General features: G+C 65.7%; 24 protein-coding genes and 1 riboswitch. Of the genes, 12 read left to right on the top strand and 12 right to left on the bottom strand.

What is annotated here, in order from left to right; translation table 11 throughout:
* Nucleotides 1–161: 161 nt before the first annotated feature.
* Together GYH34_RS04895 and GYH34_RS04890 are read left to right on the top strand one after the other, a co-directional pair.
* Complete coding sequence (locus tag GYH34_RS04895) at nt 162–1,838, top strand: electron transfer flavoprotein-ubiquinone oxidoreductase (protein WP_174242364.1); 1,677 nt, start codon at nt 162–164, stop codon at nt 1,836–1,838.
* A 72-nt stretch (nt 1,839–1,910) separates the two neighbouring features.
* A complete protein-coding gene (locus GYH34_RS04890) occupies nt 1,911–2,702 on the top strand; it encodes a YdcF family protein (RefSeq protein WP_161912612.1) in 792 nt (263 codons plus the stop codon).
* Nucleotides 2,703–2,711: 9 nt separating this feature from the next.
* Here the strand turns inward: GYH34_RS04890 and GYH34_RS04885 are convergent, their stop codons facing one another.
* Nucleotides 2,712–3,551, bottom strand: coding sequence for a response regulator transcription factor (locus GYH34_RS04885; RefSeq protein WP_161912611.1), 840 nt, complete (start codon nt 3,549–3,551; stop codon nt 2,712–2,714).
* Nucleotides 3,552–4,287: 736 nt separating this feature from the next.
* Between GYH34_RS04885 and GYH34_RS04880 the strand changes: the two genes are divergently transcribed.
* Nucleotides 4,288–4,689: a DUF1190 domain-containing protein gene (locus tag GYH34_RS04880; RefSeq protein WP_244635275.1), complete on the top strand. Its 402-nt coding sequence runs from the start codon at nt 4,288–4,290 to the stop codon at nt 4,687–4,689.
* Nucleotides 4,690–4,702: 13 nt separating this feature from the next.
* Here the strand turns inward: GYH34_RS04880 and GYH34_RS04875 are convergent, their stop codons facing one another.
* A complete protein-coding gene (locus GYH34_RS04875; RefSeq protein WP_161912609.1) occupies nt 4,703–5,596 on the bottom strand; it encodes a DUF3108 domain-containing protein in 894 nt (297 codons plus the stop codon).
* A 97-nt stretch (nt 5,597–5,693) separates the two neighbouring features.
* Nucleotides 5,694–6,110 (bottom strand): hypothetical protein, encoded by a 417-nt coding sequence (locus tag GYH34_RS04870; protein WP_026599518.1) that lies wholly within the window; start codon nt 6,108–6,110, stop codon nt 5,694–5,696.
* Nucleotides 6,111–6,228: 118 nt separating this feature from the next.
* Between GYH34_RS04870 and sseA the strand changes: the two genes are divergently transcribed.
* The 4 genes from sseA to glnA all read left to right on the top strand — a co-directional run bounded on the left by sseA (nt 6,229) and on the right by glnA (nt 10,572).
* Nucleotides 6,229–7,098, top strand: a complete 870-nt coding sequence (gene sseA, locus GYH34_RS04865) for a 3-mercaptopyruvate sulfurtransferase (protein WP_161912608.1) — start codon at nt 6,229–6,231, stop codon at nt 7,096–7,098.
* A gap of 321 nt (nt 7,099–7,419) precedes the next feature.
* Nucleotides 7,420–8,439 (top strand): glutamine synthetase beta-grasp domain-containing protein, encoded by a 1,020-nt coding sequence (locus GYH34_RS04860; RefSeq protein ID WP_161912607.1) that lies wholly within the window; start codon nt 7,420–7,422, stop codon nt 8,437–8,439.
* Between the two features lie 285 nt (nt 8,440–8,724).
* The gene (locus tag GYH34_RS04855; RefSeq protein ID WP_018267758.1) at nt 8,725–9,063 is read left to right on the top strand and encodes a P-II family nitrogen regulator; all 339 of its coding nucleotides are present in this window, start codon (nt 8,725–8,727) and stop codon (nt 9,061–9,063) included.
* 99 nt (nt 9,064–9,162) lie between these two features.
* On the top strand, nt 9,163–10,572 hold the full coding sequence (glnA, locus tag GYH34_RS04850) for a type I glutamate--ammonia ligase (RefSeq protein WP_161912606.1): 1,410 nt from the start codon (nt 9,163–9,165) through the stop codon (nt 10,570–10,572).
* Nucleotides 10,573–10,675: 103 nt separating this feature from the next.
* Here glnA and prfB read toward each other — a convergent pair.
* The 5 genes from prfB to GYH34_RS04825 all read right to left on the bottom strand — a co-directional run bounded on the left by prfB (nt 10,676) and on the right by GYH34_RS04825 (nt 16,209).
* Nucleotides 10,676–11,807, bottom strand: a protein-coding gene (gene prfB, locus GYH34_RS04845) for a peptide chain release factor 2 (protein WP_161912605.1) whose coding sequence is annotated in 2 segments (ribosomal slippage) — nt 10,676–11,737 and nt 11,739–11,807 — 1,131 coding nt in all. Because the reading frame shifts where the segments join, the coding sequence is not laid out codon by codon here.
* Nucleotides 11,808–12,089: 282 nt separating this feature from the next.
* Nucleotides 12,090–13,025, bottom strand: a complete 936-nt coding sequence (locus tag GYH34_RS04840) for an outer membrane beta-barrel protein (protein WP_161912604.1) — start codon at nt 13,023–13,025, stop codon at nt 12,090–12,092.
* A 111-nt stretch (nt 13,026–13,136) separates the two neighbouring features.
* Nucleotides 13,137–13,841 carry a hypothetical protein gene (locus GYH34_RS04835; RefSeq protein ID WP_161912603.1) on the bottom strand — a complete coding sequence of 235 codons (705 nt, stop codon included), beginning with the start codon at nt 13,839–13,841 and terminating at the stop codon, nt 13,137–13,139.
* Between the two features lie 54 nt (nt 13,842–13,895).
* Nucleotides 13,896–15,452 (bottom strand): pyridoxal-dependent decarboxylase, encoded by a 1,557-nt coding sequence (locus tag GYH34_RS04830; protein WP_161912602.1) that lies wholly within the window; start codon nt 15,450–15,452, stop codon nt 13,896–13,898.
* Between the two features lie 43 nt (nt 15,453–15,495).
* Nucleotides 15,496–16,209, bottom strand: a complete 714-nt coding sequence (locus tag GYH34_RS04825) for a uracil-DNA glycosylase family protein (RefSeq protein WP_161912601.1) — start codon at nt 16,207–16,209, stop codon at nt 15,496–15,498.
* A gap of 210 nt (nt 16,210–16,419) precedes the next feature.
* On the opposite strand from GYH34_RS04825, the gene GYH34_RS04820 reads away from it, so the two are divergent.
* The gene (locus GYH34_RS04820; protein WP_161912600.1) at nt 16,420–17,970 is read left to right on the top strand and encodes an ATP-binding protein; all 1,551 of its coding nucleotides are present in this window, start codon (nt 16,420–16,422) and stop codon (nt 17,968–17,970) included.
* A gap of 4 nt (nt 17,971–17,974) precedes the next feature.
* Here GYH34_RS04820 and GYH34_RS04815 read toward each other — a convergent pair whose 3' ends face one another.
* Both GYH34_RS04815 and GYH34_RS22160 read right to left on the bottom strand, forming a co-directional pair.
* Nucleotides 17,975–18,466 carry an RES family NAD+ phosphorylase gene (locus GYH34_RS04815; protein ID WP_244635274.1) on the bottom strand — a complete coding sequence of 164 codons (492 nt, stop codon included), beginning with the start codon at nt 18,464–18,466 and terminating at the stop codon, nt 17,975–17,977.
* Between the two features lie 92 nt (nt 18,467–18,558).
* Nucleotides 18,559–19,329 carry a ribosomal protein S19 family protein gene (locus GYH34_RS22160; RefSeq protein WP_256367044.1) on the bottom strand — a complete coding sequence of 257 codons (771 nt, stop codon included), beginning with the start codon at nt 19,327–19,329 and terminating at the stop codon, nt 18,559–18,561.
* A gap of 201 nt (nt 19,330–19,530) precedes the next feature.
* Between GYH34_RS22160 and queC the strand changes: the two genes are divergently transcribed.
* Nucleotides 19,531–20,271, top strand: a complete 741-nt coding sequence (queC, locus tag GYH34_RS04805) for a 7-cyano-7-deazaguanine synthase QueC (RefSeq protein WP_161912598.1) — start codon at nt 19,531–19,533, stop codon at nt 20,269–20,271.
* Between the two features lie 48 nt (nt 20,272–20,319).
* Here the strand turns inward: queC and GYH34_RS04800 are convergent, their stop codons facing one another.
* Nucleotides 20,320–20,661, bottom strand: a complete 342-nt coding sequence (locus GYH34_RS04800) for a DUF1491 family protein (protein WP_161912597.1) — start codon at nt 20,659–20,661, stop codon at nt 20,320–20,322.
* A gap of 160 nt (nt 20,662–20,821) precedes the next feature.
* Nucleotides 20,822–20,883: riboswitch (Fluoride riboswitch) on the top strand.
* Nucleotides 20,884–21,181: 298 nt separating this feature from the next.
* Between GYH34_RS04800 and smbP the strand changes: the two genes are divergently transcribed.
* The 3 genes from smbP (at nt 21,182) to GYH34_RS04785 (ending at nt 22,335) form a co-directional block, all read left to right on the top strand.
* Nucleotides 21,182–21,535: a small metal-binding protein SmbP gene (gene smbP / locus GYH34_RS04795; RefSeq protein ID WP_024881333.1), complete on the top strand. Its 354-nt coding sequence runs from the start codon at nt 21,182–21,184 to the stop codon at nt 21,533–21,535.
* A gap of 63 nt (nt 21,536–21,598) precedes the next feature.
* Entirely contained in the window at nt 21,599–21,997 is a 399-nt protein-coding gene (gene crcB / locus GYH34_RS04790; RefSeq protein WP_161912596.1) for a fluoride efflux transporter CrcB, read from the top strand.
* 2 nt (nt 21,998–21,999) lie between these two features.
* On the top strand, nt 22,000–22,335 hold the full coding sequence (locus tag GYH34_RS04785) for a DUF190 domain-containing protein (protein WP_161912595.1): 336 nt from the start codon (nt 22,000–22,002) through the stop codon (nt 22,333–22,335).
* Here the strand turns inward: GYH34_RS04785 and GYH34_RS04780 are convergent, their stop codons facing one another.
* Nucleotides 22,336–26,670, bottom strand: coding sequence for a DEAD/DEAH box helicase (locus GYH34_RS04780; protein WP_161912594.1), 4,335 nt, complete (start codon nt 26,668–26,670; stop codon nt 22,336–22,338). It abuts the gene before it with no gap.
* Nucleotides 26,671–26,805: the final 135 nt, after the last annotated feature.

Raw genomic sequence — 26,805 nt, 5'->3', positions numbered from 1 at the left:
GGGCGCGGGGCGAAAAACTTGCCCCGAATCCGCGGCGCGGGGGTTTCCTCTTTCGAAAAAACATGAAATCGCTCTCATTCTAAAATTCGCCGACGCGAGGGCCTTCCCCTCGCGCCTCGAGCTGCGCCCGAAAGGGACCGCGCCCGGAAATGGGAAAGACGATGGCTGAGACAGAAGAATTGCCCCCGCGCGAAGCTATGGATTACGACGTCGTGATCGTCGGAGCCGGCCCGGCCGGCCTCTCCGCCGCGATCCGCCTCAAGCAGATTTCGCCCGATCTCTCGGTCGTCGTCATCGAGAAGGGCTCGGAGCCCGGCGCGCATATTCTCTCCGGCGCGGTCATCGACCCCATCGGCCTCGACCGCCTGCTGCCGGACTGGCGCGGCCGCGACGACGCGCCGCTGAAGACGTTAGTCACCAGCGACGACATGTTCTGGCTGACCTCGACCAGCGCCGTCACTATCCCGCATGTCGTCAATCCGAAGCTCATGAGCAATGAGGGCAAGTTCATCGGCTCGCTCGCCAGCGTCGTGCGCTTTCTGGCGCAGGAGGCGGAGGGGCTCGGCGTCGAGATTTATCCCGGCTTCGCCGGCGCCGAGCTGCTCTATGGCGAAAAGGGCGAGGTGCTCGGCGTCGCCACGGGCGATATGGGCGTCGGCCGCGACGGCGCGCCCAAGGACAGCTTTACCCGCGGCATGGAGCTGCGCGGCAAATATACGCTGATCGCGGAAGGCGCGCGCGGCTCGCTGGCCAAGGAGCTGTTGAAGAAATACGCGCTCGACGCGAACAGCGAGCCGCAGAAATTCAGCATCGGCCTCAAGGAGCTGTGGCGTATCCCCAAGGAGAAGCACCGCCCCGGCCATATGCAACATTCGGTCGGCTGGCCGCTCGCCGACGACACGGGCGGCGGCTCCTTCCTCTATCATTTCGACGAGGATCTCGTTTCGGTCGGCTTCGTCGTCTATCTCAACTATTCCAATCCGACGCTCTCGCCCTTCGACGAGTTCCAGCGCTTCAAGGCGCATCCGGCCATCGCGCCGGTGCTGGAAGGCGGGCAGCGCCTCGCCTATGGCGCGCGCGCGCTGACCTCGGGCGGCTGGCAGAGCGTGCCGAAATTGACCTTCCCCGGCGGCGCGCTGATCGGCTGCTCGGCCGGCTTCATGAATGTCCCGCGCATAAAGGGCTCGCACAACGCGGTGCTGTCCGGCATTCTCGCCGCCGATCATGTGGCGGCGGCGCTGGCGGAAGGCCGCGCGCATGACGAGGTTTCGGCCTATGACGCCGCCTGGCGCACGAGCGACATCGGCAAGGATTTGAAGCCGGTCCGCAATGTGAAGCCGCTGCTGTCGAAATTCGGGACCAAGCTCGGCATTGCGCTCGGCGGCTTCGACATGTGGACGAATGAGCTGTTCGGCGTCTCGCTCTTCGGCACGCTGAAGCATGGCAAGCCGGATTACGCCTGCCTGAAGCCGCTCTCGCAGGTGACGCCGATCGTCTATCCGAAGCTCACCAGCAAAGTGGTCTTCGACAAGCTCTCCTCCGTGTTCGTCTCCAACACGAATCATGAGGAGGATCAGCCGTGCCATCTGAAGCTCGCCGATCCGTCGGTCCCGATCGAGAAGAATCTGCCGCTTTATGGCGAGCCGGCGCGGCTCTATTGTCCCGCGGGCGTCTATGAGGTGGTCTATGCGGAGGAGGCGACGAAGAGCGATCCGCGCTTCGTCATCAACGCGCAGAATTGCGTGCACTGCAAGACTTGCGACATCAAGGACCCGGCGCAGAATATCAATTGGGTTCCGCCGGAGGGCGGCGGCGGGCCGAATTACCCGAATATGTGAGGCGCCCGAGCCATCGCGACCCGGCGCGCGCGACGAGGCGCGCGCCGTTTCCTCCAGACTATTCGAGCGACAATGTTTTTCATCCTGTCCAAGATCGGCGAATTCTTCCTCGCGCCTTTGCATATCGGCATTTTCCTCGCCGCCGTCGGCGTGGCGCTCTGCTTCACGCGCTTCGCCGCCAAGGGGCGCATTGTGGCGGCGCTCGGCGTGGCGGCGCTGCTGCTGCTGTGCTTCACCTCGCTCGGCGATCTGATGCTCTATCCGCTGGAGAACCGCTTTCCGCAGGTCGCCGAGGACGCGCCGGCGCCGGATGGAATCGTCGTGCTCGGCGGCGCGATCGACGAGAAGGTGAGCCAGGCGCGCGGCGGCGCGGCGCTGACCGAGGCGGGCGAACGCATTGTCACCATGGTCGAGCTGGCGCGACGCTATCCGGCCGCCAAGCTGCTCTTCGCCGGCGGCTCCGGCAGGCTGTTCGGCGCCGCCGGCTCCGAGGCCGAGATCGTCGGGCGGCTGCTTCCCAAGCTCGGCGTCGAGCCGGGGCGCGTCATCCTCGAGGACCGCTCGCGCAATACATGGGAAAACGCCGTCAATGCGCTGGCGCTGGCGCGGCCCGCGCCCGGCGAGCGCTGGCTGCTCGTGACCTCGGCGAGCCATATGCCGCGCTCCATGGGGATTTTCCGCCGCGTCGGCTTCCCCGTCGTCGCCTATCCGGTCGATTATCACACGGGCCTGCGCCTGCCGCTCGGCCTGCGCGCGCACGCCTCCGACCAGCTGAAGCTCATCGACACGGCGACGCATGAATGGGTGGGCCTCGTCGCCTATCGGCTGACCGGCAAGACCGACGCGCTGTTTCCCGCGCCCTGAGAGGCGGGCCTAATCGCGCGAGGCTTTTTTGCCGCGGGCGCCCGCCGACTCGGCGCGGCCGCCCGGCGTCGCCGCCGTCCAGGAGCCGTGCTTCATCTCGAGGAAGAGCGCGATAGCCTGGGCGCGATTGCGCACCTCGAGCTTCTCGAACAAATTGCGCAAGTGGAATTTGATCGTGTTGATCGAGACGCCGAAATCCTTGGCGAGCTGATTATTGGTGTGGCCGGAGCCGAGCGCCGACAGCAGGCTGCGCTCGCGCAGAGTGAGATTCTCCAGCGGATCGGCGCGCATCTTGCGGATATCGACGAAGGGAAACACCATGTCGCCGGCCGCCACCGAGGCGAGCACGTCGAGCAGACGCTCCGGCGGAGCGCGCTTGCTGACGAAGCCGGCGCCGCCCAATTGCAGCGTCTCGGCCGGCGCGGCGGGATCATTGGTGCCGCTATAGACGACGATCTTCGGCGCGGAGGGCTGGCGCGAGAGCGCCCGCAGCACCTCCCGCGCGTGGAGCGTCGGCAATTGCCAGCCGATGATGGCGATCTGGAAGCGCTGCAGCTTGGCGGCGTCGAGAAATTCCTCGCCGTCCGTGACCTTCAGCACGAGATTGAAGCGGCGATCGTCGGCGAGCAGCGCCTCGAGCCCCGCGAGGATCAGCGGGCTCTTGTCGGCGATGGCGACGTCGATCGGAAAGGTCGCGCCATTCTCGTCGCGGTCCTCGCCGGAGCGATCGGCCTTATGGCGCGGAGCCGAAGGCGCGCCCTCGGCCGCGGCCTGCATGGCGGAGGCGCGGAGGGGAATGACGGCGCGCGGTCGCCCATCTCCGAGTTTCGTCGAAGACGTCGAGGCCATGGACCACTCCAAGGAACCACTCCAAGTTGAAAAATGCCGCCGACGCAGCCGATCTGCGCTCGGGCGACGAAGCCCCCCGAGTGGGTAGGCCGGACTATATAACCAGCGGCTTCCATTGGAAAGCCTTGGCGCGCGTTTCACGCTGCGTCAAAGCCGCCGAATTTGGAAGATATGCGCAAAAAGAAGCGGCGCATCGGACAGGCCGATGCGCCGCATCATATCCGTAGCCGGTTCTGAAGCGTCAGTCGCTCAGGACCCAGCGCGCAGCGAAATAAGCGGCGGCGCCGACCGCGATGATCGCGATCATGCCCACCGGGGTCGCCGCATAGCTCGTCAGCTCGAGAATTGCTCCCATAACGCTTCCTCCTCCTTTAACGCCCGACTTCGTTCAGGCTGCCAGCAAAGCCACGATATCACCCATGGTAGGCGAAGTCTCGCCTCTACGTGCGATACGTTTTGGTGGATATCGTCGCCGGCTCGAATTCCGAGAACGTCGCGAATGCTGGCTGCAACTCGTGACGCGCCGACGTTATTCGCGCCCGGCGCTGTTCTCCTCGAACGGCCGAACGAAGCCGCGATCCACGCTCGCAGCATGACGGTCGCAATTATTGTAGCCTTAAGGGCTTGTCAAGATGCGGCGCCCGCCCCACGCCGCCGGATGGGGCTTGCGGAGACCCGTGCGGCGCGGCTAATGAAGCTGCGGCTCGACAAAGAAAAAGAAAGAAAGCCGACGCGCATGGCTCGCCCCTCCTTCGCCTTCATCGCCGTCGCCGGCATTGCGACGCTCGCCGGCGCCGTCTGGTTCTTCGGCTACCGCCGCACGCCCGCCTGCACGGGCGACGGCCAATACATGGCGACCATCCAGCAATGCCGCGCCTATGGGCTGGGCGCCGAGCTCTGCGCCAGCGCAGTGGAGAAAGCCCGCGCGCTGGTGGCGAAGACCGCGCCGCGGACGGATGCGTCCTTCGATTGCGAGGTGCGCTTCTCGGAATGTTTCGCGGGAGCGGATGGGCGCTTCACGCCCGCGCCCTCCTTCTGCCTCGCGCCGGGATCGGCCGAGCCGCGAGAAGTGCGCTATCTCGAATATGAATCCGACCGGCTGAACCGCAAGAAGACGCGCGAGATCCGCATCGACTGAGCGCGCCGCGCCTTTATTGATCGGCCGCCGGTCTCTGTGGGGCCGATCTCTCGGCGGCCTGGCGACGGCCGCCGAGATGGAATTCCGCCGGCTCGACGGTCAGCATGCCGACATTGGTGCGCAGCGCCATGCGATAGGGCACCACCGCATGCGCCGTCTGCAGAGGCGCGAGCCAGACGGTGATGTCGCTATTCTCCGCCATGAAGCGCGTCGAGACGCTGTCCGGCCGATGGCCGGCGATCGGATGATAGCGCGCCGCGCAGACCGACACCGGGCCGGAATAGCCGTGTGTCTCCACATTGCGCATCTCGACGAAGGAGAGCGTCACATCGAAGCGGGTGACGCCGTCGAAGACCGGAATGGTGCGATTGCAAGCGGAGGGGCCGATCAGCGGCTCGCTCGCCGGGACGCTCATGATGAGCGCGCTCACCGGATCGGTGATGTGCGATTTGTTGCTCTCCGTCACCGGGATGCGGACCGGCAGGTCCCAAGGCGTCGGATCGACATGCACGGCGCGCACGGAATTGCCGGCGAGCGACATGCGGACGGTGCGCGTCTCATAGGTGTTGGAGGTGGTGTTGGCGTAGCTCGTCGGCGCCAGCCCCTCGCTCGACAGCGCGCCGGAGGCGGTGGCGGCGCCGCGCGTGTCATTGACGAGAGAGGCGAGGCCGGTGGTGCGCATCGAAATGTCGATGCGGTAGCTGCGTCCCTCGATGACGCCGCTGGCCGAGGCGTGGCCGATCGAAAGCCCGAGCAGGCTCAGCGCGAAATTCGCCTTGAGCGTCTCCGCCCCGCAGGGCGTGGCGGCGGCGAGCGCCACGAGCCCCGGAAAGGCGAACGCCACGAGCCTCGGAAAGGCGACCCTGCCGCGTCCGGCCCCGCCCTGAACGGATGAGAGAAACGCCATTCGAAGACCTGCGATCGATCGAATCATCCGGGCCACGATGGGCCAGGCGCGGGCGCTTGTCGATGCTCGGGCCGCGCCGGAGGACGAAGGGCTCGTCTCAAGCCCATTCCTGCCAGCTGCCGTCGGCGAATATGCGCCATGCGCGCAGACCCGCTTTGGCGACCACGATGCGACCGGACTTCGCCTCGCTCACGAGATGCTTGAATACGAGAGGATTGCGCCAGGAAAACGGCTTTTCGGGGTCGCAGACCGCATGATATTCGTCGCTGTCCGGGTCGTCCATCAGCAGCGTGCCGACCTTGTCCGGCCGCAGCTGCGCGCCCAGCGAGCGCTCCTCCTTCCAGAGGCAATGATAATCGCGGCACACGTCCGGGCGCGTGGCGTAGACGGCGCAGCCTTTGGTCTGCGTGCAGTGCTCGCACCAGACGCCGGCCTTCTTGGGGAACTCCTCGATCTCCAGCACCTTGCAGCAGAAGGCGCAGGGACCGCAGGCCTTGCCTGGAATCTCGAGCATGGTCTCGATTTTGGCCTTTTCGGCGATTTTGGAAGCGAATCGATTCTGATACATTGCTACAACGATCGCCGCGCCGACGCCATCACGCGCGCGAGCCGCGGATCGACGGGAGAATCGCATGACGACGGCCGCTCCGAACATCGATCCCGAGACGCTGCTCGTCTCCACGCAATGGCTCGCCGACCATCTCCATGCGCCGGACGTCATCATCTTCGACGCCTCCTGGCACATGCCCGCCGCCGGCCGCGATCCGCGCGCCGAATTTTTGGACGCCCATATTCCCGGCGCCGTCTTCTTCGACATAGACGCCATCGCCGACCATTCGACCGACCTGCCGCATATGCTGCCGGACCCGGTCGCCTTCTCCTCGGCGGCGCGCAAGCTCGGCCTCGGCGACGGCATGCGCGCCGTGGTCTATGACAGCCTCGGCCTGTTCTCGGCGCCGCGTCTGTGGTGGACCTTGCGCGTCTTCGGCCTCACCGACGTCTCCATCCTCGACGGCGGTCTGCCGGCCTGGAAGGCGGAAGGGCGTCCGCTCGAGCAGGGCGAGAGCCATCGGCCGCAGCGACATTTCACCGCACGCATGGACCATGCGCTGGTCGCCGACGCCGCCGATGTGTCGCGCGCGCTGGCGGACCGCTCGGCGCAGGTCGTCGACGTGCGCTCCGCGGAGCGTTTCGCAGGGAGCGTTCCCGAGCCGCGCCCGGGCCTGCGCTCCGGCCACATGCCCGGCGCGCTCAACCTGCCCTTCGGCAATCTCATCGCCGAGGGGCGGCTGAAAAGCCCCGCCGCTCTCGCGGAGATTTTCACGGCGGCGAAGATCGACCTCGAGCGGCCGGTGATCGCGAGCTGCGGCTCCGGCCTCACCGCCTCGATCTTGAGCCTGGCGCTGGCCGCGGTGGGACGCCGGCCCGCCACCGTCTATGACGGCTCCTGGTCCGAATGGGGCGCCCGCGCTGACCTACCGGTCATCGGCGCCGCCGGCTGAAGCGGCGCCCTGCAAAAAAACAAGGCGGCAAAATGCGTTGGATGACGGCGCCTCGGCCATGGCGTGGCCGCGCCGAGTCTCGCGCCGACCGAGCGCAACCGCGCCGGCAAATGAAGATCTGTCATAAAAACAATAAAATATCGAAAAAAGCGCGGCGCGGCCGCGTCTTCCCCCCTTTCGGCGCCTGCGCTTTAGGCTCGGCCCCGGCTTTGGCATGAGCCGTGCTGAGCAGGCCGGGCCGTCGACGGTTTCGGCTCGGCCGCCGACGACGTCGAACGGCGCCGTGTCGAGCGTCGATCAAGGGTAAGGAGGCGAATAAAAATGCCCAAGTACAAGCTCGAATATCTCTGGCTCGACGGCTACACGCCCGTGCCTAATCTCCGTGGCAAGACCCAGATCAAAGAATTCGAGAGCTTCCCGACTTTGGAGCAGCTCCCGCTGTGGGGCTTCGACGGCAGCTCGACCAAGCAGGCGGAAGGAAGAAGCTCGGACTGCGTTCTGAAGCCGGTCTCCGTTTTCCCCGACATCACCCGCACCAATGGCGCGCTGGTGATGTGCGAGGTGATGATGCCGGACGGCGTGACGCCGCATCCGTCCAACGCCCGCGCCACCATCCTCGACGATCCGGGCGCCTGGTTCGGCTTCGAGCAGGAGTATTTCTTCTACAAGAACGGCCGTCCCCTCGGCTTCCCCGAGGCGGGTTTCCCGGCTCCGCAGGGTCCCTATTACACCGGCGTCGGCTTCAAGAATGTCGGCGACATCGCGCGTCAGATCGTCGAGGAGCATCTCGATATCTGCCTCGCCGCGGGCATCAACCACGAAGGCATCAACGCCGAGGTGGCCAAGGGCCAGTGGGAATTCCAGATCTTCGGCAAAGGCTCCCGCAAGGCGGCCGACGAGATGTGGGTGGCGCGCTACATTCTGCTGCGTCTCGCCGAGAAATACGGCATCGACATCGAGTTCCACTGCAAGCCGCTCGGCGCCACGGATTGGAACGGCTCGGGCATGCACGCCAATTTCTCGACGACCTATCTGCGCGAGGTGGGCGGCAAGGCCTATTTCGAGCAGCTGATGGGCGCGTTCGAGAAGGCCAAGGACGATCACATCGCCGTCTATGGCCCGGACAATCACATGCGTCTGACCGGTCTGCACGAGACGGCGTCGATCCACACCTTCAGCTGGGGCGTGGCGGATCGCGGCGCGTCGATCCGCGTGCCGCACAGCTTCATCAAGAACGAATATAAGGGCTATCTGGAAGACCGCCGCCCGAATTCGCAAGGCGACCCCTACCAGATCGCCTCGCAAATCCTCAAGACCATCTCCACCGTCCCCACGCGCTGAGGACGCAGCGCTCGGCTTTGTAAAAATCGACAAAGCCGACGCTACCGGACAGCAGAAGACATCGCCACGAAGCATGAGCTTCGTCCGAGACTTCTGCAGAGAGAGTGATGACGCCAATGCGCCGATCGCAGGCTCCGCCCATAATTTGGGCGTGGTCTGCGGTTGGCCGCATGAATTTTATTCGTGGAACATTTTGACAGCAAATGCTATGAGCCCCATCGGTTCCTCGGCCGGATCGGACTCGAGTTTCGGCGCGAGGGGCATGAGCGATGCGGGGAAAGGTGAATGAAGAAAATCGAGGCGATCATCAAACCCTTCAAGCTCGATGAAGTAAAAGAAGCGCTGCAAGGCGCCGGCCTGCAAGGCATTACTGTCACCGAGGCGAAAGGTTTCGGTCGCCAGAAGGGGCACACGGAGCTCTACCGCGGCGCGGAATATGTGGTCGATTTTCTTCCCAAGGTGAAAATCGAGATCGTGCTCGCCGACGATGCGGTGGACCGCGCCGTCGAGGCCATCCGCAAAGCCGCGCAAACCGGACGCATCGGCGACGGAAAAATCTTCGTTTCGAATGTCGAAGGCGCCGTCCGCATCCGCACGGGAGAGACCGGCGCGGACGCGATCTGATCCGCGCGGCTCTCACTTTAAAAGCCCCTCCGCTCTGCGGCTTCATTCTCGTCTCCCGCGCTGGACTCGATCGTCCACTTCGAACAGAGGCTCCACGACATGACCACGGCCAAGGACGTTCTCAAGCAGATCGCCGATAACGACGTAAAATATGTGGATTTCCGTTTCACGGATCCGCGCGGCAAGTGGCAGCACGTCACCTTCGACGTGTCGATCGTCGATGAGGACGCGCTGAACGAAGGCATCATGTTCGACGGCTCCTCGATCGCCGGCTGGAAGGCGATCAACGAGTCGGACATGACTCTCCTGCCCGATCTCACGACGGTCACGCACGACCCCTTCTTCGCCGCTTCCACCCTCTCCATCGTCTGCGACGTCGTCGAGCCCACCACCGGCCAGCCCTACAACCGCGACCCGCGCGGCATCGCCAAGAAGGCCCAGGCCTATCTGCAGTCGACCGGCATCGGCGACACCTCCTTCTTCGGTCCCGAGGCCGAATTCTTCGTCTTCGACGACGTGCGCTTCTCGACCGATCCCTACAACACCGGCTTCACCGTCGACTCCGTCGAGCTGCCCACCAATTCCGACACCGCCTATGAGGGCGGCAATCTCGGCCATCGCGTGCGCACCAAGGGCGGCTATTTCCCGGTTCCTCCGATCGACTCCGCCCAGGACATGCGCGGCGAGATGCTGGCGGCCATGGCGTCCATGGGCGTCGCCGTCGAGAAGCACCATCACGAGGTCGCTTCGGCGCAGCACGAGCTCGGCCTGAAGTTCGCGACGCTCGTCACCGTCGCCGATCATCTGCAGATCTACAAATACGCCATTCATCAGGTGGCGCATTCCTACGGCAAGACGGCGACCTTCATGCCGAAGCCGGTCTATGGCGACAATGGCTCGGGCATGCACGTCCACCAGTCGATCTGGAAGGAAGGCAAGCCGGTTTTCGCGGGCGACAAATACGCCGGCCTCTCCCAGGAGTGCCTGTGGTATATCGGCGGCATCATCAAGCACGCCAAGGCGCTGAACGCCTTCACCAATCCGTCGACGAACTCCTATAAGCGCCTGGTTCCGGGCTTCGAGGCTCCGGTGCTGCTCGCCTATTCGTCGCGCAACCGTTCGGCCTCCTGCCGCATCCCCTTCGCGACCAGCCCGAAGGCGAAGCGCGTCGAGGTTCGCTTCCCCGATCCGACGGCCAATCCCTATCTCGCCTTCTCGGCCATGCTGATGGCCGGCCTCGACGGCATCGCCAACAAGATCGATCCGGGCCAGCCGTCCGACAAGGACCTCTACGACCTGCCGCCGGAGGAGCTGAAGGCGATCCCGACGGTCTGCGGCTCGCTGCGCGAGGCCCTCGACAGCCTGAAGGCCGACCACGCCTTCTTGACCGCCGGCGGCGTCTTCAACGAGGACTTCATCCTCTCCTACATCGACCTGAAGTATCAGGACGTCTATCGCTTCGAGATGACGCCTCACCCGGTCGAATATGACATGTATTATTCCTACTGATCGCCTCGCGATCGCATAGAAACGAAAGGGCGGCCGAGAGGCCGCCCTTTTTGCTCGTCCAGTGCGATCGGGCGAGGAAGAGCCCCGCCCTCCCGCCGAAAAATTATTCGACGTCCTCGACCTTCTCCGGCCCGCCGCCGAGCACGCGCTGGGCGAGCGATGCCTGCATGAAATCGTCGAGCTCGCCGTCCAGCACCTCGCTCGGCGTGCCGGAGGTGTGGCCGGTGCGCAAATCCTTCACCAGCTGATAGGGCTGCAGCACATAGCTGCGAATCTGATGGCCCCAGCCGATATCGGACTTCGACGCCTCGACCGCATTGGCCTCCGCCTCCCGCCTTTCCAGCTCCATCTCATAGAGGCGGGCGCGCAGCATGTTCCAGGCGGTGGCGCGATTCTTGTGCTGCGAGCGTTCCGCCTGACAGGCGACGACGATGCCGGACGGAATATGGGTGATGCGAATGGCCGAGTCCGTCGTGTTGACGTGCTGGCCGCCCGCGCCGGACGATCGATAGGTGTCGATGCGGCAATCGGATTCGTTGATCTGAATGTCGATCTTGTCGTCGATGACCGGATAGACCCAGACCGAGGCAAAGCTCGTGTGCCGCCGCGCATTGGAGTCGAAAGGCGAGATGCGCACGAGACGATGCACGCCCGATTCGGTCTTGGCCCAGCCATGGGCGTTCATGCCCTTGACCAGCAGCGTGGCCGATTTGATGCCGGCCTCGTCGCCGGCGGTCTCCTCGATCACCTCGACCTTGAACTTCTTACGCTCCGCCCAGCGCGCGTACATGCGGAACAGCATGCGCGCCCAGTCGCAGCTCTCGGTGCCGCCGGCGCCCGAATGCACTTCGATGAAAGTGTCATTGCCGTCGGCCTCGCCCGAGAACAGCGCCTCGATCTGGCGCTCGCGCGATTCCTTCAGCAGCGCCACGAGCTGCGCTATGCCTTCTTTCTCGGTGTCGGCGTCATTCTCGGCCTCGCCGAGCTCGACGAGGGTGATGGCGTCCTCGAGGTCGCGGTCGAGCCGCGCGATGGAGCCGAGCTGATCCTCGAGCTGGGTGCGCTCGCGCATGATCTTCTGCGCGGCTTCGGCGTCGTTCCAGAGGTCGGGATCTTCGACTTTGGCGTTCAGCTCGGCGAGACGGCGCGTTGAAGTCTCGACGTCAAAGATGCCTCCTCAGCAGTCCCATGGACTGCTCGATCTGTTCTTTCAGCGCAAGCGGCTCGGCGCGCATATCTCTCATCCCTTTTGGGCTCAGGGCCGGCGGCCCGAGGCCGGAGGTATTAGAGCAAGACGCGCAAAAGATGAAGCCCCCGGCGGCGCAAGCTCTGAAGCTCTAGCGGCTCGCGTCGATGAAAGTGAAGGCGTGCTCGAGCCCCCTCCCCGACCCTCCCCCGCTTTCGCGGGAGAGGGAGCAGATTCGGCGCTTCATCGAAGGCTCGCGAAACGTCGCCGCCCCCTCTCCCGCGCAGCGGGGGAGGGTGAGGGAGGGGGCGTTCAGGGCCTTCGCAGATCACTAATATTTCGCGACCACCGGCGGCGGATCGACCCAGCCAAAATGATAATTCACGCCGAATCGGGCGAGAGCGCCGTCATATTTCACGCGCGTCGTCGCTATGTTGAGAATGGCGATCGAGCCCGGCGCCTCCGGGTTGATGACGGCGCTCGGCAATGTGGAGAGCGTCGCGGAGCCGAGATCGTAATAGAGCCCTTCGACCTTCAGGCTCCAGCGCGGCGCGAACATAAATTCGAAGCCGCCGCCGGCGATCCAGCCGACGCGCGTGTCGCTGTAATTGCCCCAATTGGGCGTCACCGGATTGTCGGGATGATCGATCGGGTCCTGCGGATGCCAATGCGCGCCATAGGTGAAGACATTGGCGAAGCCGCCGCCATAGGCGAGGCCGCCGGTCCCATAGACCAGCAGGCTGGGGGCGAAGACATAGCCGAGCCTGCCGCGCAAGGAGCCGAGCCAGGAAAGCCCGGCGCGCGTGCTGGCGACGCCGGTCTGCAAATGCAGCAGGCCATGCTCGTCGGTCTGGCCGGCGAAGCCCTGCGAGGCGCCGGAGCCGCGGATGATCGCGCCGTCTATGTCGGTCTCGAGGCCGAGCATGACATTGGGCGACCACAGATGATTATAGCCGAGCTGCGCGCCGCCGAGAAAGCCGTTCTGCTCGAGGCGGGCGAGGCCGGTGACATAGGGCGAGGAAAAGCCGAAAGGCATGCCGAGCGCGCCCGAGGCCCAATCATAGATCGAGGTTCCGACGGTCGGAACCTCGCTGGAGCCGCCCCATCCCCAGCCGGCGTTGAGCCCCACATAGACGCCGCCCCACAGCGGCGGCGGCGCGGGAATGACGACGGAAGGCGCGACGACTTTCGCGACGGCGACATTCTGCGCATGCGCCGCGCCGACGCCGGACAAAACGCAGACGACAGCCGCAGCGAGCCTCTTCATCGCCGATCCCCATGAAGGCGCGAGCCGATTCGCGCATCATGGGACTGTGCTCAGCCGACGAGACTCGAACAATTTGCGGGGTTCACGGAGAGGGTGATGGAGGTCGTTAGCTCACGACGCCTGCGCTCTTCGGACCGTGAGCAATTCGGGTCCGACAGTGAAAAAGGCGAAGAGCGCGATCTGCAGCCAAATGAACGGAACGAAGGCCGGAGGCGGCTCGAACAGCAAGGTCGCGGGCAGCGCGAGCCAACTCAGCGCGTATTCGCGCGCATAGAGCGGCGAGAAGCTCAGCTGCGCCAACGTCACTGGAGGTCTGACGGGTGCGAGCGCCGGGGCGACGCGCGCCGTCACGATCGCCGAGAAGCGCGCCGCGCTCATATCCAGCTCGCCGAGCCGAAACAGAAGGGGCGCGCGTCGTCCGCGCTGCGTGAGCCGCAGCCAGCGATCGGCGCCGCGCCAAGCCAGACGATCGGCCGCGTCCCGCCGCAGTACGAAATAGGGGAACGACGCTCCGAGGAGCGAAATCTCCCCGACCCGCTCCACATCGCTCCAAGCGAGCTCTCCCGCGAACCAGCCTGGACAGGAAAAGCCGTCGCGCGTCAGCACGACCTTCGGCCGTCGGTCGATCATGCGCGCGAGACCGACGAGCCCTTGGAACAGAGCCGCGAACCAAAATGGGGCGAGAAACCGGAGGCCCGACTCGGAGAAAGCCAGCCAAAGCGCGGAAAGCGCGAGAGGCGTCATAATTATCGCCGCCGCGCCATGATGCGCGAAACGCCAGCGAATCTCGATCGGCTCGTTCAAATTATCGGTCATGAAAATCGGCCCCCGCAATGAGCGGGGCCGATCCTATCGCGCTGCCTGCTTCCGTCAATCCTGCGACATCGGCGCGCCCTCCTCGCGCGGCTCCGGCAGCGGCTCCAGCGGCGGCTCGCCGCGGGCGCGTTGCGCGGCGCGCTCCAGCATTTGCATGAAGGCGTCTATGTCCGCTTCGCGCGTGCGGTGATTGAAGATCGCCGCGCGGATCGTCGGATGTCCGTCGAGCAAGGTGAGCGAGGGCGCCGCCTCGCCGCTCTCATGCAGCTCCATCACGATCTCGCGATTGAGCCGTCCCGCCTCGTCGTCGTCCTTCACGCCGAAGCAGACGACATTGAGCGCCACCGGCGCGCGCATCTCGAAAGTGCTCGAGGCTTCGATATGGCTGCGCAGGCGCTGCGCCAGCGCGCAGCTTTTCTCGATGCAGGCGCCGAGACGCTCCGTGCCGAAGACTTCTATCGTGAACCAGGTCTTCAGCGCGCGAAAGCCGCGCGAGAGATCGGCGCCGAGATCGCAGGGCCAAATCTCGCCGGCCGCGAGCCCGCGCGGCGCGCGCGTCAGATAGGCGGCGTTGGCGGCGAAGGCGCGGCGATGCGCCTCCGGGTCGCGGACGAGGAAGAAGCCCGCGTCATAGGGCACATGCAGCCATTTGTGGAAATCGAAGGCGATGGAATCGGCGCGCTCGAGACCCTTCACCAAAGGCTTCAGCGCCGGCGAGAGAACGGCCAGCGCGCCGAAGGCGCCGTCTATGTGGAACCAGAGATCTTCCGCCTTCGCTATGTCGGCGAGCGCGTCGAGATCGTCGATCGCGCCGGTATCGACGGAGCCCGCCGTGCCGACGACGAGAAACGGATGCAGCCCCGCCGCGCGATCCTCGGCGATGGCCCGCTTCAGCTCGTCGATGCGCAGCGAATGCGAGCCGTCCGACTCGATGAGCCGCAAATGGCGCGCGCCGAGGCCGGCCAGCTCCATGGCCTGCCGCACGCAGTTGTGCGCCTCCCGCGAGGCATAGGCGACGAGCTGCTCCTCGAGCGCCTTCAGCCCGTTCTTGCGCACATTCTTTTCGCCGAGCGCATGCTCGCGCGCGACCAGCAGCGACAGGAAATTGGCGATCGACGTGCCGGTGACGAAGACGCCGGAGGCGTCCGCAGGGAAGCCGAAAGCCTGCGCCATCCAGGCGGCGATCTGCCGCTCGACGTCGAGCGCGATGTGATTGCGGCCGCCGCAATTGGAGTTGAGCCCCGCCGCGAGCATTTCCGCGATCATGCCCACGGGCGTGCCGGCGCCCTGCGCCCAGCCCATGAACAGCGGATGGATATTGCCATTGGCGTAGGGCTGGATGAAGCGCTCGAAATCCTCCAGCGCGGCGGAAAGGCCCTGGCCCTCGGCCGGCAGCGGGCGCCGGAAGCGCTCGCGCGCCTCCGCTGAAGGCTCGCGCCAGACCGGCCGCTCGCGCAGAGTGGCGAGATGGTCGATCATGGCGTCGAGCGCGCGATGGCTCTCGGCGCGGAACGCCTCCCAATCCGTGGGATCGAGATCCGCGGGCGAGGCGTCGGTGGGCGCCGGGACGGCCGCGCCGATCGGCTTCGGCGGCCGTTGTGAGTGGTTCATTCCCGCTTCATCCCCGGGAGCTTCGTAAGTGGGACAGGACTAATCAGCTTTCGCGCTGCGAAGCAATATCGCCGCCGAAAGCGGCGCAGCTTCCGCTCTCGCCCGGGCCGTCCGCCCCGGCCAGCCGGGCGACCTCCACCCGCACCACCGGCAGGAGCTCCGCCGCGAACCAGGGATTGCGCTTCAGCCAGCCCGTGTTGCGCCAGGAGGGATGCGGCAGCGGGATTATCTTTGGAGTGAGCGCCGAAAGCTCCCGCCAGCGGCCGACCGTTTCGGCGACGCTCGCGCTCGCGCGTAGCGCGACGCCGAGACGGCGCAGATGATAGGCCTGCGCGTATTTGCCGACCGCCAGAATCGTCTCCACCCGCGGCAGCGCCGAAAACAGCGCATCGCGCCAATGCGGCGCGCATTCCCGGCGCGGCGGCAGATCGCCGCCATGGGCGTCATAGCCTGGAAAGCAGAAGCTCATGGCGGCGACGCCGATGCGCGAGACGTCATAGAAGGTCTCGCGGTCGACGCCCATCCAATCGCGCAGCCGGTCGCCGGACGGATCGTCGAAGGGAAGGCCGGAGCGATGCACGCGCATTCCGGGGGCCTGGCCGGCGATCAGCAGCCGCGCGCGCGGCGAGACGCGCAGCACCGGCCGCGGCTCATGCGGCAGAGGCGCGCCCTGCGGCCGCTCGACGCAGATGCGGCAGGCGCCGACCTCGGCGACGAGCGCGGCCAGAGCGGTTTCGCTTTCGGTGGAAAAGGTCACTTTTGCGTTCCCTCGCGGGACCATTCCATCAAATTCGACAAATGTCGTGAGTCCCCCGTTAACGTTTCCGCCCCATTATCAGTGACGCTCGACCTGACGCCTAGATTGCGGAGAATTATTTCGGCTTCTGGAAAGGGTCGTGACGGCGTTTCCCTTTATTGGGTCGCCATTCGAAGGCGAGAAATTCGTTGCTTGCGGGTCCAGCGTATCATGAATGACATAACCGCCGAGATGATCGAGCGAGGCCGGGGCAAGGATCCGCGCGTCGTCGCCGAGCGCCGTCGCCGCAGCGCCGAGGTGCGCGCGGCGCGTGAGAAGCTCACCACCTCGGACACCGGCCATCGCGGCTGCGACGTCGGCCTGCTGCGCGCCTACGCTTCCGCCCGTATCCATTCCGCCGTGCCGGCCACGGCGCTCATCGCCATGGTGGCGGCGCTCACGCGCTATTGGATGGAGGGCGAGCTCGACATCATCTGGACCGTGCTCGCCTTCTCCAGCCTGCTGCTGTGCTACGGCCTCGCCAAAAAGCTCGAGCGTCTTTCGGACGACGAGATCAATGTCGTCGGCTGGCGCAGCAAATTCGTCGCCGCGGAATTTCTGCACGGCCTCGTCTGGGCGGCGATGGCGCTGCTGCTGCTGCAGGCGAACGACCCCAACGCCAAGGCTTTCGTCACCGCCATGCTGATGCTGGCGGCGGCCTTCAACACGATGGTGACGGCGACCATACCCTTCGCCGTCTATGCGACGATCACGCCCATGTCGCTCGCCATCGTCGTCTGCCTGCGCATAGACGGGATCGAAGATACGAGCCTCTCGCTGCTGGCGCTGGTGGGCGCGGCGCAGGTCTTCTTCGTCGTGCTGGCCAAGCGCTTCCATCATGTGACGCGCGAGAGCCTGTTCTTCCGTATCGAGAAGGACGATCTCATCGGCGAGCTCGAGCACGCCAAGGCCAATTCCGACGAGGCGCGCCGCCGCGCCGAGGAGGCCAATCTCGCCAAATCGCGCTTCCTCGCCACAATGAGCCATGAGCTGCGCACGCCGCTCAACGCCATTCTCGGCTTCTCGGAAGTGCTGAAGAACGAGCTGTTCGGCGTCCATGCCGTGGCGGCCTATAAGGACTACTCGCAGGACATTCATTCGAGCGGCCAGCATCTCCTCATGCTCATCAACGAGATTCTCGATCTCTCGCGCGTCGAGGCGGGCCGCTACGAGCTGAAGGAGGAGAGCGTCTCGCTCGCCGGCGTCGTCGAGGATTGCCGCCATCTGCTGACCATTCGCGCGCAAAAGCGCGGCATAGAGATGATCGAGGCCAAGGAGCCCGATCTCCCGCGCATTTGGGCGGATGAGCGCGCGGTGCGGCAGATCGTGCTGAACCTCTTGACCAACGCCATCAAATTCACGCCGCAGGGCGGCCAGGTGACGCTCAAGATCGGCTGGACCAGCGCCGGCGGGCAATATGTGGCGATCCGCGACACGGGTCCCGGCATTCCAGAGGAGGAGATCGCCGTCGTCATGTCCTCCTTCGGCCGCGGCACGCTGGCCCAAAAGAATGCGGAGGAGGGCACCGGCCTCGGCCTGCCCATCGTCAAGGGCCTCGTCGATCTGCACGGCGGTCTGTTCAAGCTGAAGTCCAGAGTGCGCGAAGGCACGGAGGCGATCGTCGTCTTCCCGCCGGAGCGCGTGATGAACGCGCTGCCGAAATTCGACGACGACGCCCCGCAATTCGCCAGCGTCGAGCGGCGGAGGAATGCGGCGGCGTGAGGGTTCAGGGCGCGAGGCCGACGCCGTAGCGCTCGGCCAGCTCCCAGAACCAATCCTGGTCGAGATCGCGCTCTATCGCGATTTCTTCGAGGTCGCCGGCCGCCCGGTCGAACAGAGCGTAGCAGAGAGCTTCGTCATCGTGGCGCGCGCTATAGGCGATTCCGTCGACCATGAGCGGATGATCGTGCAGCGCCTTGGACCACGCTTGCGGCGCGTCATAGGGAAGCCCGCCATGCGTGATCTCGGCGGTTGCTCCGACGCGCGCGAGTCCATATCCGCGCAGTTCGATCAAGCGCAACTCGCGCGTGACCCTGAGCCTTACGCGCGCTTTTCGACGAAGCAGATCGAGCGGCAGCAGCGTGCGGCCCGGCGCGCGCAGGAAGGTCTCCGCAAACGCGCCCCGAAGGTTCTCGGCGACATACAAGACGCCATAAGAGGCGTCGGGAGCGTTCAGGCGGCCGTCGCGGCTTCGATCAAAATGGATCGAGTCGAACATTGCAGTGAAAAAGCGCTCTACAATCGCATTCGCAGCGAGAGTGACGAGATTGGGCCGTCGATCCGGGATGTTCGCCGGCGGAAGCGGAGCATTCACGCTCCTTGCTCGCCGACCCGTCGCGCGGCTTCGACGACGCGTTCGATCTCTCCGGCGCGCAGCAGGTCGATGGGTTTGCGGCCGTCGAGGCGTTTATCCGGGGTGACGAGGAAATTTAGGGTCGCGAAGGCGTTCTTCGTCGCTAACGCGCTTTGTGTTTCTCCCAGCCCGGCGACGAGGCCACCGTCGTCCTTGAACTGCACAGCAGGAAAGCGCGCTTCGTTGTTCGGGCCGGGGACGACGAGCAGGCGACCATTGCTAATCAGGGATTCGACGGCCTGTCGAGATGCGCCGTGCAGCAGCCGGCGCACCTGACCGACGTCGTAGGCGCCGCCGGACTTTCGTAAATCGTCTTGGGCGATCTCCACGCCCCTCAACACCGCGCGGGCGCGCGGCCCCGGAGTGTACGCCGAAGCGGCAATAGTCCGTCTATTCGAAGCTTTTTCAGCGATTGGGCGACTCGTCGAGCCGAGCGCGGTCGGAGACGCGGGTTCTCCCTTGAGTTGTGTCCGATATTTCGCGTGTCCGCGGGCGCGTCGTGGAACGATAGCCCCGAACTTCTGACCGATCATATCCTCGCTTACGAGAACGCTGACGTGCTTGTGACCTGTTCTGACGCCGAATGTCAGCCCGACGAATTGCGGGAGAACTTCGCTACGGCGGCTCGGTAGCTCGATGACTTCTCTGCGTCCCGAGGCCCGGGCGGCTTCTGCTTTCTTTAGCAGATAGCTAGCGTTCTGCGGAACTTTGCCGAAAGTACGAGTCATCTCGGTCACCTTGTCTCATCACGACTCCTTCTACCACGGGCGATCAGCCCGTAGAAAGGCGGTATATCCTTGTGATTTCATGTGGTTGTCTTCTGATGGCAGGGCTACCATATATCTGGGCATCTTTCGTTGTTTCGCCAATATTGCATAATCCGCTCCCTTTGCACGAGGGGCAATCGAAGCGAGGAAATGAGTTCCGCCATGACTGACGCCGACCCTGCGATACTCTCCTCCGCCGACTCCGCCCTCGTCCTCTTCTCCGGCGGGCAGGACTCCGCCACCTGCCTCGCTTTCGCGCTCTCGCGCTTCGCGCGCGTCGAGACGGTCGGCTTCGACTATGGCCAGCGCCATCGCGTCGAGCTCGAGCAACGCGGCGTGCTGCGGGAGGGACTGGCGCGCATCTCGCCGCTGTGGGCGGAGCGGCTCGGCGAGGATCACACCATCTCGATCGAAGCGCTCGGCGCCATCTCCGACACGGCGTTGACGCGCGAGGCGGAGATCGCCTTCGACGCCTCGGGCCTGCCGAACACTTTCGTGCCGGGGCGCAATATTCTGTTCCTCACCTTCGCCGCGGCGCTCGCCTATCGGCGCGGGATCGGCAGTCTCGTCGGCGGCATGTGCGAGACGGATTTTTCCGGCTATCCCGATTGCCGCGACGCGACGATCCGCGCGGTGGAGACGGCGCTGACGCTCGGCATGGATCGTAAGCTCGAAATCCTCACGCCGCTGATGTGGATCGACAAGGCCGCGACCTGGAAGCTCGCCGAGGAGCTGGGCGGCGAGCCGCTGGTGCGGCTCATCCTCGAGGAGAGCCACACCTGCTATCTCGGCGAGCGCGGCAAGCGTTTCGACTGGGGCCATGGATGCGGCGAATGTCCGGCCTGCCGCCTGCGCGCCGCCGGCTGGGAAAAATACCGCGCGGCTCACGCTCGAGCGATCTAGAGTCGTCCGTTTCAGCTCGAAACGGTTCCCACTTCGCTCGAAAACACTCTAAGAGGCGATATCGACGAAGCTCTTGCCCTCGCGATCCTCGATCTCGACCAGCCACAGATCGGGGTCGAAGGCGATCTCCTTGCGGGCGCGTTCCTCGGCCTCGAGCGGCGTCACCCATTCGTCGGCGTGCAGACGCGCGAACAGGCGATCGACGCCTTCCGGCAAATCCACGCTCTGCGGCGCTGGCCCGAGCAGCGCCGCGCGTCCATCCAGCCTGTCGATCTTCACGAAGATCGCGCCGGCCTCCTCGGAGCCGCGGCGGCGTAGCATGGCGACGGAGCCGGCCGTCTCGGCGCGGCGGATGAGGGCGGAGACGAAAAAGTCGGATCGGAGACGCATGAATTCTTTTCAGCCATCAGAACCAGTCCGCGCAAGCGCTTTCGACATTGCCGCCGGCGGCCGCGCTTCGATCGACGAGCTCTAGACGGCTCGGCTCCAGCCCGTTCTTGACGCTGTCTCATCGCTCAGATACCAATTTCGCCGAGGCCGCCGCTCGCGCGTGCGGCCGGGGGATGGGGTCCCCCTTCAACCGCCGCAAAGGCTGATGACTCCTGCTTATGTCCGATGATCGACCGATCATCGGAGAGAGCGATCTATTCGCTCGGCAGGAGTGCGTCATGAGTCCGATCGCCGCGGCTTTTCCGTTTCGCCAAATCCGATCCGTCGAATGCGCGCGCATCGTCGCCGCGCTTTCGATCGAGCTTCGTCGCGCAGAGGCGCGCGCCCTCGGCCGGGCGGTCACGGCCAATCCAATGAGATTCGAATGACCGCGTTCACCGGCTGCGCCGCGTCGGCGCGGCCGGCGACGAAAAATCGAATCCGAAACGCCGACCGCAACGGTCGAAATGAGGAGAGTGAAATGAAAATTCGCAAATTCGGGCTCGCCGCCAGCCTCGGCCTCGCGGCGCTCATCGGGCCGACGCTCGCTCGCGCCGACGACCGGCTGGACCAGGCGATCTATCACGTCAATGAAGCGATCACCCAGGGCGGCAAGCTGCATGACGCCGGCCTGCTCTCCTATCACGCCGATCTCGCGCTCGAGAAAGCCGAGGGCCTTCAGAAGTTCAAGCCCAATCCGCACATGGCCGAGGCGATCGTCCATATAAAGGCGGCGATAGAGGAGGGGCAGGCGAATCACACCGAAGCCGCGACCAAGCAGGCGAAGGAAGCGCTCTCGCATCTCGAGGAAGCGAGCAAAGAGACCGCCCAATAAAGCTCTGCAACGCGCGAGGCCGCGATCGGCCTCGCGCGAAGCCCCTACCGGCAAAGGCTCGAGATGATCTATGTTCTCATCATGATCGGCAGCGCGATCGGCGGCGTCGCGCGTTATTGGCTCTCTGGAGTCGTTTCCCGCTGCTTCGGCGAGGCCTTTCCCTGGGGCACGCTGATCGTGAATGTCTCCGGCTGTTTCGCGATCGGCTTTTTCGCGACGCTCACGGCGCCGGGGGACGGCCGTCTCTTCGTCGACACGCAGACGCGCCAATTCGTGATGATCGGCCTATGCGGGGGCTATACGACCTTCTCCTCCTTCGGCCTGCAGACGCTCAATCTGGCGCGCGGCGGCGAGGCCTTCGCCGCGCTCGCCAATATCGGCCTGTCCTTCGGGCTCTGCCTTTTCGCGGTCTGGCTCGGACATGTCGCCGCCGCTCATCTCAACGCGTTGAAAGGAGCCTGACGATGCAATTGCCTCGAGACGCGACTCTGCTGCGCATCTTCATCGGCGAGGACGAGAAATTCGAAGGGCGGCCGTTGCATGAGGCGATCGTGCGGACGGCGCGCGCGCTGCATCTCGCCGGCGCCACCGTGCTGCGCGGTCCTGTAGGATTCGGCCATAACAGCCGGCTGCGCACGACGAAGATATTGAGCCTCTCGGAAGATCTTCCCATTGTCATAGAGATCGTCGACGAGGAGGAGAAGATCGACGCCTTTCTGCCGACGCTCGACGCGATGATGAGCGGTGGGCTGGTCACGCTCGAGAAAGTGCGCGTGATGCGCTATGGCGAGAAGACGTGATCACGCCAGATCGGCGAGCTGCCCACGCGCCGCCGAGCGGATGAGGCGCTTTTCCGCCTCCCAGCGCGTCGCCTCGTCGACGCTCGTCAGAAACTCGATCTTGCCGCCGGCGAGCGCGGCGATCGGCAATCCGTCACGAAACAGCAGGCGATTGCCGGTGAGCGCAGCGAGCTTGCCGCCCGGAGTCAGCACGCCGATGAGATTGAGCGGATCGGCCGCCGACAGCGACACATATCGCCCGTCGGCCGGCCGGCGGCGAATCTCGCGCAGCAGGCCGACGGCGTCCGGCAGCGCATATTGCTCGCCGGAAAAGCCGGCGACGAAACGCCCGCCGCGAATTTCGCCGCGCGCCTCGAGCCGTCGATAGACGCGCAGCAGATCGCGCCAGGGCGGCAGCCAGCCGCCTTCGCGCGCCAAAAGCCGCCAGAAGACGACGCCATAGCGGCGCAGCAACGCCTGCGCTATATGCTCCACGCAAGCGTGACGCGCTTGCGAGCCGGGCGCCGCATAGGCCCGGCGAATGAGCGACCAGCGGCCGGCGCTCTCCATGCCGAAGGAGAGCACCTTGCCGCGCCGCCGCGCGCCTTCGAAAGGCTTGCGCTTCTCGGAAGGCACGAGCAGCGCGCGCAGCCCGCCGAAACTATCCGAGGTGACGAGGCCGAGCGCCGCCAGCTCGCCGAGCGCCGTCTCCAGCTCCGAGCGCAGCAGGCGCGAGGCGTCGACCAGCTCCTCGAAGAACAGCGCCCCCTCGGCGCGTAGCGTCTCGAGCGCCAATTGCGCGCGGCCGCTCAGCGCCGGCGGCTCGGTGGGCGTGGCGATCGAGGTCCAATCGCCGAGCCGTCGCCGCTCCAAAAGGGCCACCGGCGAGCTTTTGATCGGCGAGACGGCGCGGGCGCCCTTGGCGGCGGCGGGCGGCGTCAGCCGCGCCCAGGCGATGCGGCCCGAGAGGCAGAGCGAATCGAGATATCCGGTCTCGTAATCGGAGAGGCGTGCGGGGAGAATTTCCGTCTCCCAGGCGCCCGCCGGCGCCTCATATCCTTCGAGGCCTGAGAGCGCGGCGGGCAGCGCCTCCGGACCTTTCAGCCGAGCGTCCTCGGCGACATGCTGCCAATCGAAGAGAAAGCGCAGGAAGTCGCGCGCCGCCACCGGCTCGATCTCGGCGCGCAGGCGCTTGATCGTGTAATGATGGATGCGGGCGAGCAGGCGGCGGTCGCACCATTGCTCGTCATTGGCACCGGGCAGGAAACGCCCGCGCATGATCGTGCCTTCCGCCTCCAGCGCGACGAGCGCGGTCGCGAGGCTCGCGGGCTCGAGGCCGAGCGCTGCGGCGAGCCCCGTTTGCGTGATCGGACCCAGCCCCTCGAGCCGGCCACGCAAAATCTCGATCAGCGCCTGCTCGGCGGACCATAGCGCCGGCGCCTCGCTCTCGGGCGGCGAAATCTTCGGCGCCAGCCGCGCCTTGGGCCAGAGCGCGTGAAATTGCGTCAGCCGCTCGGCCGCCACCCAAAAGGCCGCCTGCCCAGTCTCGAAACGCGTCGCGCGCTTTTGCTTGGCCAGCGCCTCGAGCCAGCCCGCCCAGTCCGGCGCGGCGGCGACCTCCGCCTCGGTTAGGCAACCGATCCACAGCAGCGCGTCATGCAGCTCCTCCGGGTCGATGGGCTCGGGCCAGGCTTCCGACTTCACGCGCTCGATCGCCTCCTCGTCCAGCCGGCCGAGATCGGAGGCGCTCTGCGGGTCCTGCCAGCGGCGCGCCATCACGGCCTGCGCGCGGCGCTCCTCGAGCGGGGCGTCATCGAGGAAAGCGTAAGGCCGCGCGGAGAGCACTTCTAGCGCCAGCGGCGAAGGCTGGGTGAGATCGCAGGCGACGACGCGCACCTCGCCCGACTCCATGCGCCGCAGCAGGCGCTCCAGTCCTTCGATGTCCATCGCCTCGTGCAGGCAGTCCCAAATCGTTTGATTGGTCAGCGGATGGTCGGGAACCTCGCGCTCGCCGGCGAGATTTTCGGCGCAGGCGATCTGATCGGGAAAGACGGCGGCGACCAAATCCTCCGCCTGCATGCGCAGAAATTGCGGCGGCGTTTTCTTGCCGCCCTGGAAACGCGGCAGAGCGAGCGAGATTCCCGCGGTCCAGCGCCAGCGCGTCATGAACATTGGCGCGGCGAGCATCGCCTGCACCAGCACGCCGCGCACGCTGTTGGAGTGGAGATATTTCGCCACCTCGGCCAGCTCGAAGCTATGCGCCGTGGTGAGCGAGAGCAGGATATTGTCTTCCGTCGCCGCGGCCTGAAGCTCGAAGTTGAATTTGCGGCAGAAGCGCTTGCGCAGCGCGAGGCCGAAGGCGCGATTGATGCGCCCGCCGAAAGGCGAATGCACGACGAGCTGCATGCCGCCGGCCTCGTCGAAGAAGCGCTCCAGCACCACAGTGTCCTGCGTCGGCAGCACGCCGCCGAAGGCGCCGAGCGCGCCGGCGAGATATTCGACCAGCTGCTCCGCGGCGGGCGGCGCGACGCCTGCCTCCTCCATCAGCCAGCGTTGCGCCTCGCCGCCGCTAGAGTCTCGACGCAGCCGCTCGGCGATCTCGCCGCGCAGGCGCGAGACGGAGAGGGACAGCTCATCGGCGCGCGCCGGCGCCTCGCCGAGCCAGAAGGGAATGGTCGGCGGCTGGCCTTGCGCATCCTCGACGCGCAATGTGCCGCGCTCCACACGCTGCACGCGATAGGAGGCGTTGCCGAGCTGGAAGATGTCGCCGGCCATGCTCTCGACAGCGAAATCCTCATGCACCGTGCCGACGATGTGATTCTCCGGCTCCAGCAGAACTTGATAATCGGCGGTCTCGGGGATGGCGCCGCCGGAGGTCAGCGCCGTCATGCGCGCCCCGCGCCGCTCGCGCAGAATGTGGTTGACCGCATCATGATGCAGCAGCGCGCCGCGCCTGCCGCGCCGCGTCGCATAGCCCTCGGCGAGCATTTTCACCACATCGTCGAATTCGGCGCGCTCCAATGCGCGATAGGGCCAGGCGCGCTTGAAGCGCTCATAGAGCTCGGCCTCGCCCCATTCCTGCGCCGCCACCTCGGCGACGATCTGCTGGGCCAGCACATCGAGCGGGCGATGCGGAATCGTCAGCCGATCCAATTCGCCGCGCCGCACGCTGTCGAGCAGCGCCGCGCATTCGACGAGATCGTCGCGCGACAAGGGAAACAGCCGCCCCTTGGGCAGGCCGCCGACGACATGGCCGGAACGTCCCACGCGCTGCAGAAAGCTCGCTATGGAGCGCGGCGAGGCGATCTGGCAGACCAGCGTCACATCGCCGATATCGATGCCGAGCTCCAGCGAGGCGGTCGCGACGAGCGCTTTCAGCTCGCCGCGCTTCAGCCTTTGCTCGGCGAGCAGGCGATGCTCCTTCGCCATGCTGCCGTGATGCGAGGTGACGGCCTCCTCGCCGAGACGGTCCGACAACTCCCGCGCGATGCGCTCGGCGAGGCGGCGCGTGTTCACGAAGACCAGCGTGGTGCGATGCTCGGCGATCAACTCGGCGAGCCGGTCGTAGACGTGGGCCCAGACCTCCGCCGACATCACCGCCTCGAGCGGCGCGCCGGGAACCTCTATGGCGAGATCGCGGGCGCGATGATGCCCGGAATCGACTATCCCCGGCTCGCGCGCCGGCGTCGCATCCGATCCCGCGCCGACCAGAAAATGCGCCACCGAGGAAATGGGATTCTGCGTGGCGGAGAGGCCGATGCGCTGGAGACTATCGCCGCAGAGCGCGGCGAGCCGCTCCAGCGAGAGCGCAAGATGCGCCCCGCGCTTATTGGGCGCGACGGCGTGAATCTCGTCCACGATGATGGCGCGCGTCGTCGAGAGCGCCTTGCGGCCCGATTCGGAGCCGAGCAGCACATAGAGCGATTCGGGAGTGGTCACGAGAATATGGGGCGGGCGCTTGCGCATTCGCTCGCGCTCGGCCGAGGGCGTGTCGCCGGTGCGCACGACCACGCGAATATCCACGTCCGGCAGTTCGGCCTGTCTCAGCTTTTCGCGCACGCCGGCGAGCGGAGCCTCGAGGTTGCGGCTGACGTCGTTGGACAGCGCCTTGAGCGGCGAAACATAGACGATGCGGGTTTCGTCCGGCAGCGTCCCGGCGAGGCCCTGGCGGATGAGATCGTCGATCGCCGCCAGAAAGGCCGCCAGCGTCTTGCCGGAGCCGGTGGGCGCGGCGATCAGGATATTTCGGCCGGATTTGATTTGGGGCCAAGCTTCCGCTTGCGCGGGCGTCGCATTGCGGAAATGATCGGCGAACCATGCCGTAACCGCCGGATGAAAAAGGTGCGACAGATGCATGGCCGTGAGGAGAGCGAGCCCTGGGAGGAGGTCAGGCTAGCGGCGATCTTGCCGCGCGCCAACCATGAGATTTGGGAATTTCGCTGCGCCAGGACAAGCGCGCGGCGGCTTCAGCCACATTTCGGGCCGGACGGG

Source organism: Methylosinus sp. C49, assembly GCF_009936375.1.
GTDB lineage: Bacteria > Pseudomonadota > Alphaproteobacteria > Rhizobiales > Beijerinckiaceae > Methylosinus.
This window is presented reverse-complemented; position numbering and strand designations above follow the sequence as displayed.

Coding starts and splice junctions, on each gene's coding strand:
- GYH34_RS04800 (WP_161912597.1), bottom strand. CDS start 20,661: ATGCGTCTCCGATCCGACTTTTTCGTCTCCGCCCTCATCCGCCGCGCC.
- GYH34_RS04855 (WP_018267758.1), top strand. CDS start 8,725: ATGAAGAAAATCGAGGCGATCATCAAACCCTTCAAGCTCGATGAAGTA.
- GYH34_RS04870 (WP_026599518.1), bottom strand. CDS start 6,110: ATGCTCGAGATTCCAGGCAAGGCCTGCGGTCCCTGCGCCTTCTGCTGC.
- GYH34_RS04885 (WP_161912611.1), bottom strand. CDS start 3,551: ATGGCCTCGACGTCTTCGACGAAACTCGGAGATGGGCGACCGCGCGCC.
- GYH34_RS04815 (WP_244635274.1), bottom strand. CDS start 18,466: ATGTTCGACTCGATCCATTTTGATCGAAGCCGCGACGGCCGCCTGAAC.
- sseA (WP_161912608.1), top strand. CDS start 6,229: ATGACGACGGCCGCTCCGAACATCGATCCCGAGACGCTGCTCGTCTCC.
- GYH34_RS04840 (WP_161912604.1), bottom strand. CDS start 13,025: ATGAAGAGGCTCGCTGCGGCTGTCGTCTGCGTTTTGTCCGGCGTCGGC.
- queC (WP_161912598.1), top strand. CDS start 19,531: ATGACTGACGCCGACCCTGCGATACTCTCCTCCGCCGACTCCGCCCTC.
- GYH34_RS22160 (WP_256367044.1), bottom strand. CDS start 19,329: ATGACTCGTACTTTCGGCAAAGTTCCGCAGAACGCTAGCTATCTGCTA.
- GYH34_RS04820 (WP_161912600.1), top strand. CDS start 16,420: ATGAATGACATAACCGCCGAGATGATCGAGCGAGGCCGGGGCAAGGAT.
- GYH34_RS04830 (WP_161912602.1), bottom strand. CDS start 15,452: ATGAACCACTCACAACGGCCGCCGAAGCCGATCGGCGCGGCCGTCCCG.
- crcB (WP_161912596.1), top strand. CDS start 21,599: ATGATCTATGTTCTCATCATGATCGGCAGCGCGATCGGCGGCGTCGCG.
- GYH34_RS04890 (WP_161912612.1), top strand. CDS start 1,911: ATGTTTTTCATCCTGTCCAAGATCGGCGAATTCTTCCTCGCGCCTTTG.
- GYH34_RS04785 (WP_161912595.1), top strand. CDS start 22,000: ATGCAATTGCCTCGAGACGCGACTCTGCTGCGCATCTTCATCGGCGAG.
- GYH34_RS04880 (WP_244635275.1), top strand. CDS start 4,288: ATGGCTCGCCCCTCCTTCGCCTTCATCGCCGTCGCCGGCATTGCGACG.
- GYH34_RS04780 (WP_161912594.1), bottom strand. CDS start 26,670: ATGCATCTGTCGCACCTTTTTCATCCGGCGGTTACGGCATGGTTCGCC.
- GYH34_RS04860 (WP_161912607.1), top strand. CDS start 7,420: ATGCCCAAGTACAAGCTCGAATATCTCTGGCTCGACGGCTACACGCCC.
- GYH34_RS04835 (WP_161912603.1), bottom strand. CDS start 13,841: ATGACCGATAATTTGAACGAGCCGATCGAGATTCGCTGGCGTTTCGCG.
- GYH34_RS04875 (WP_161912609.1), bottom strand. CDS start 5,596: ATGGCGTTTCTCTCATCCGTTCAGGGCGGGGCCGGACGCGGCAGGGTC.
- smbP (WP_024881333.1), top strand. CDS start 21,182: ATGAAAATTCGCAAATTCGGGCTCGCCGCCAGCCTCGGCCTCGCGGCG.
- GYH34_RS04895 (WP_174242364.1), top strand. CDS start 162: ATGGCTGAGACAGAAGAATTGCCCCCGCGCGAAGCTATGGATTACGAC.
- glnA (WP_161912606.1), top strand. CDS start 9,163: ATGACCACGGCCAAGGACGTTCTCAAGCAGATCGCCGATAACGACGTA.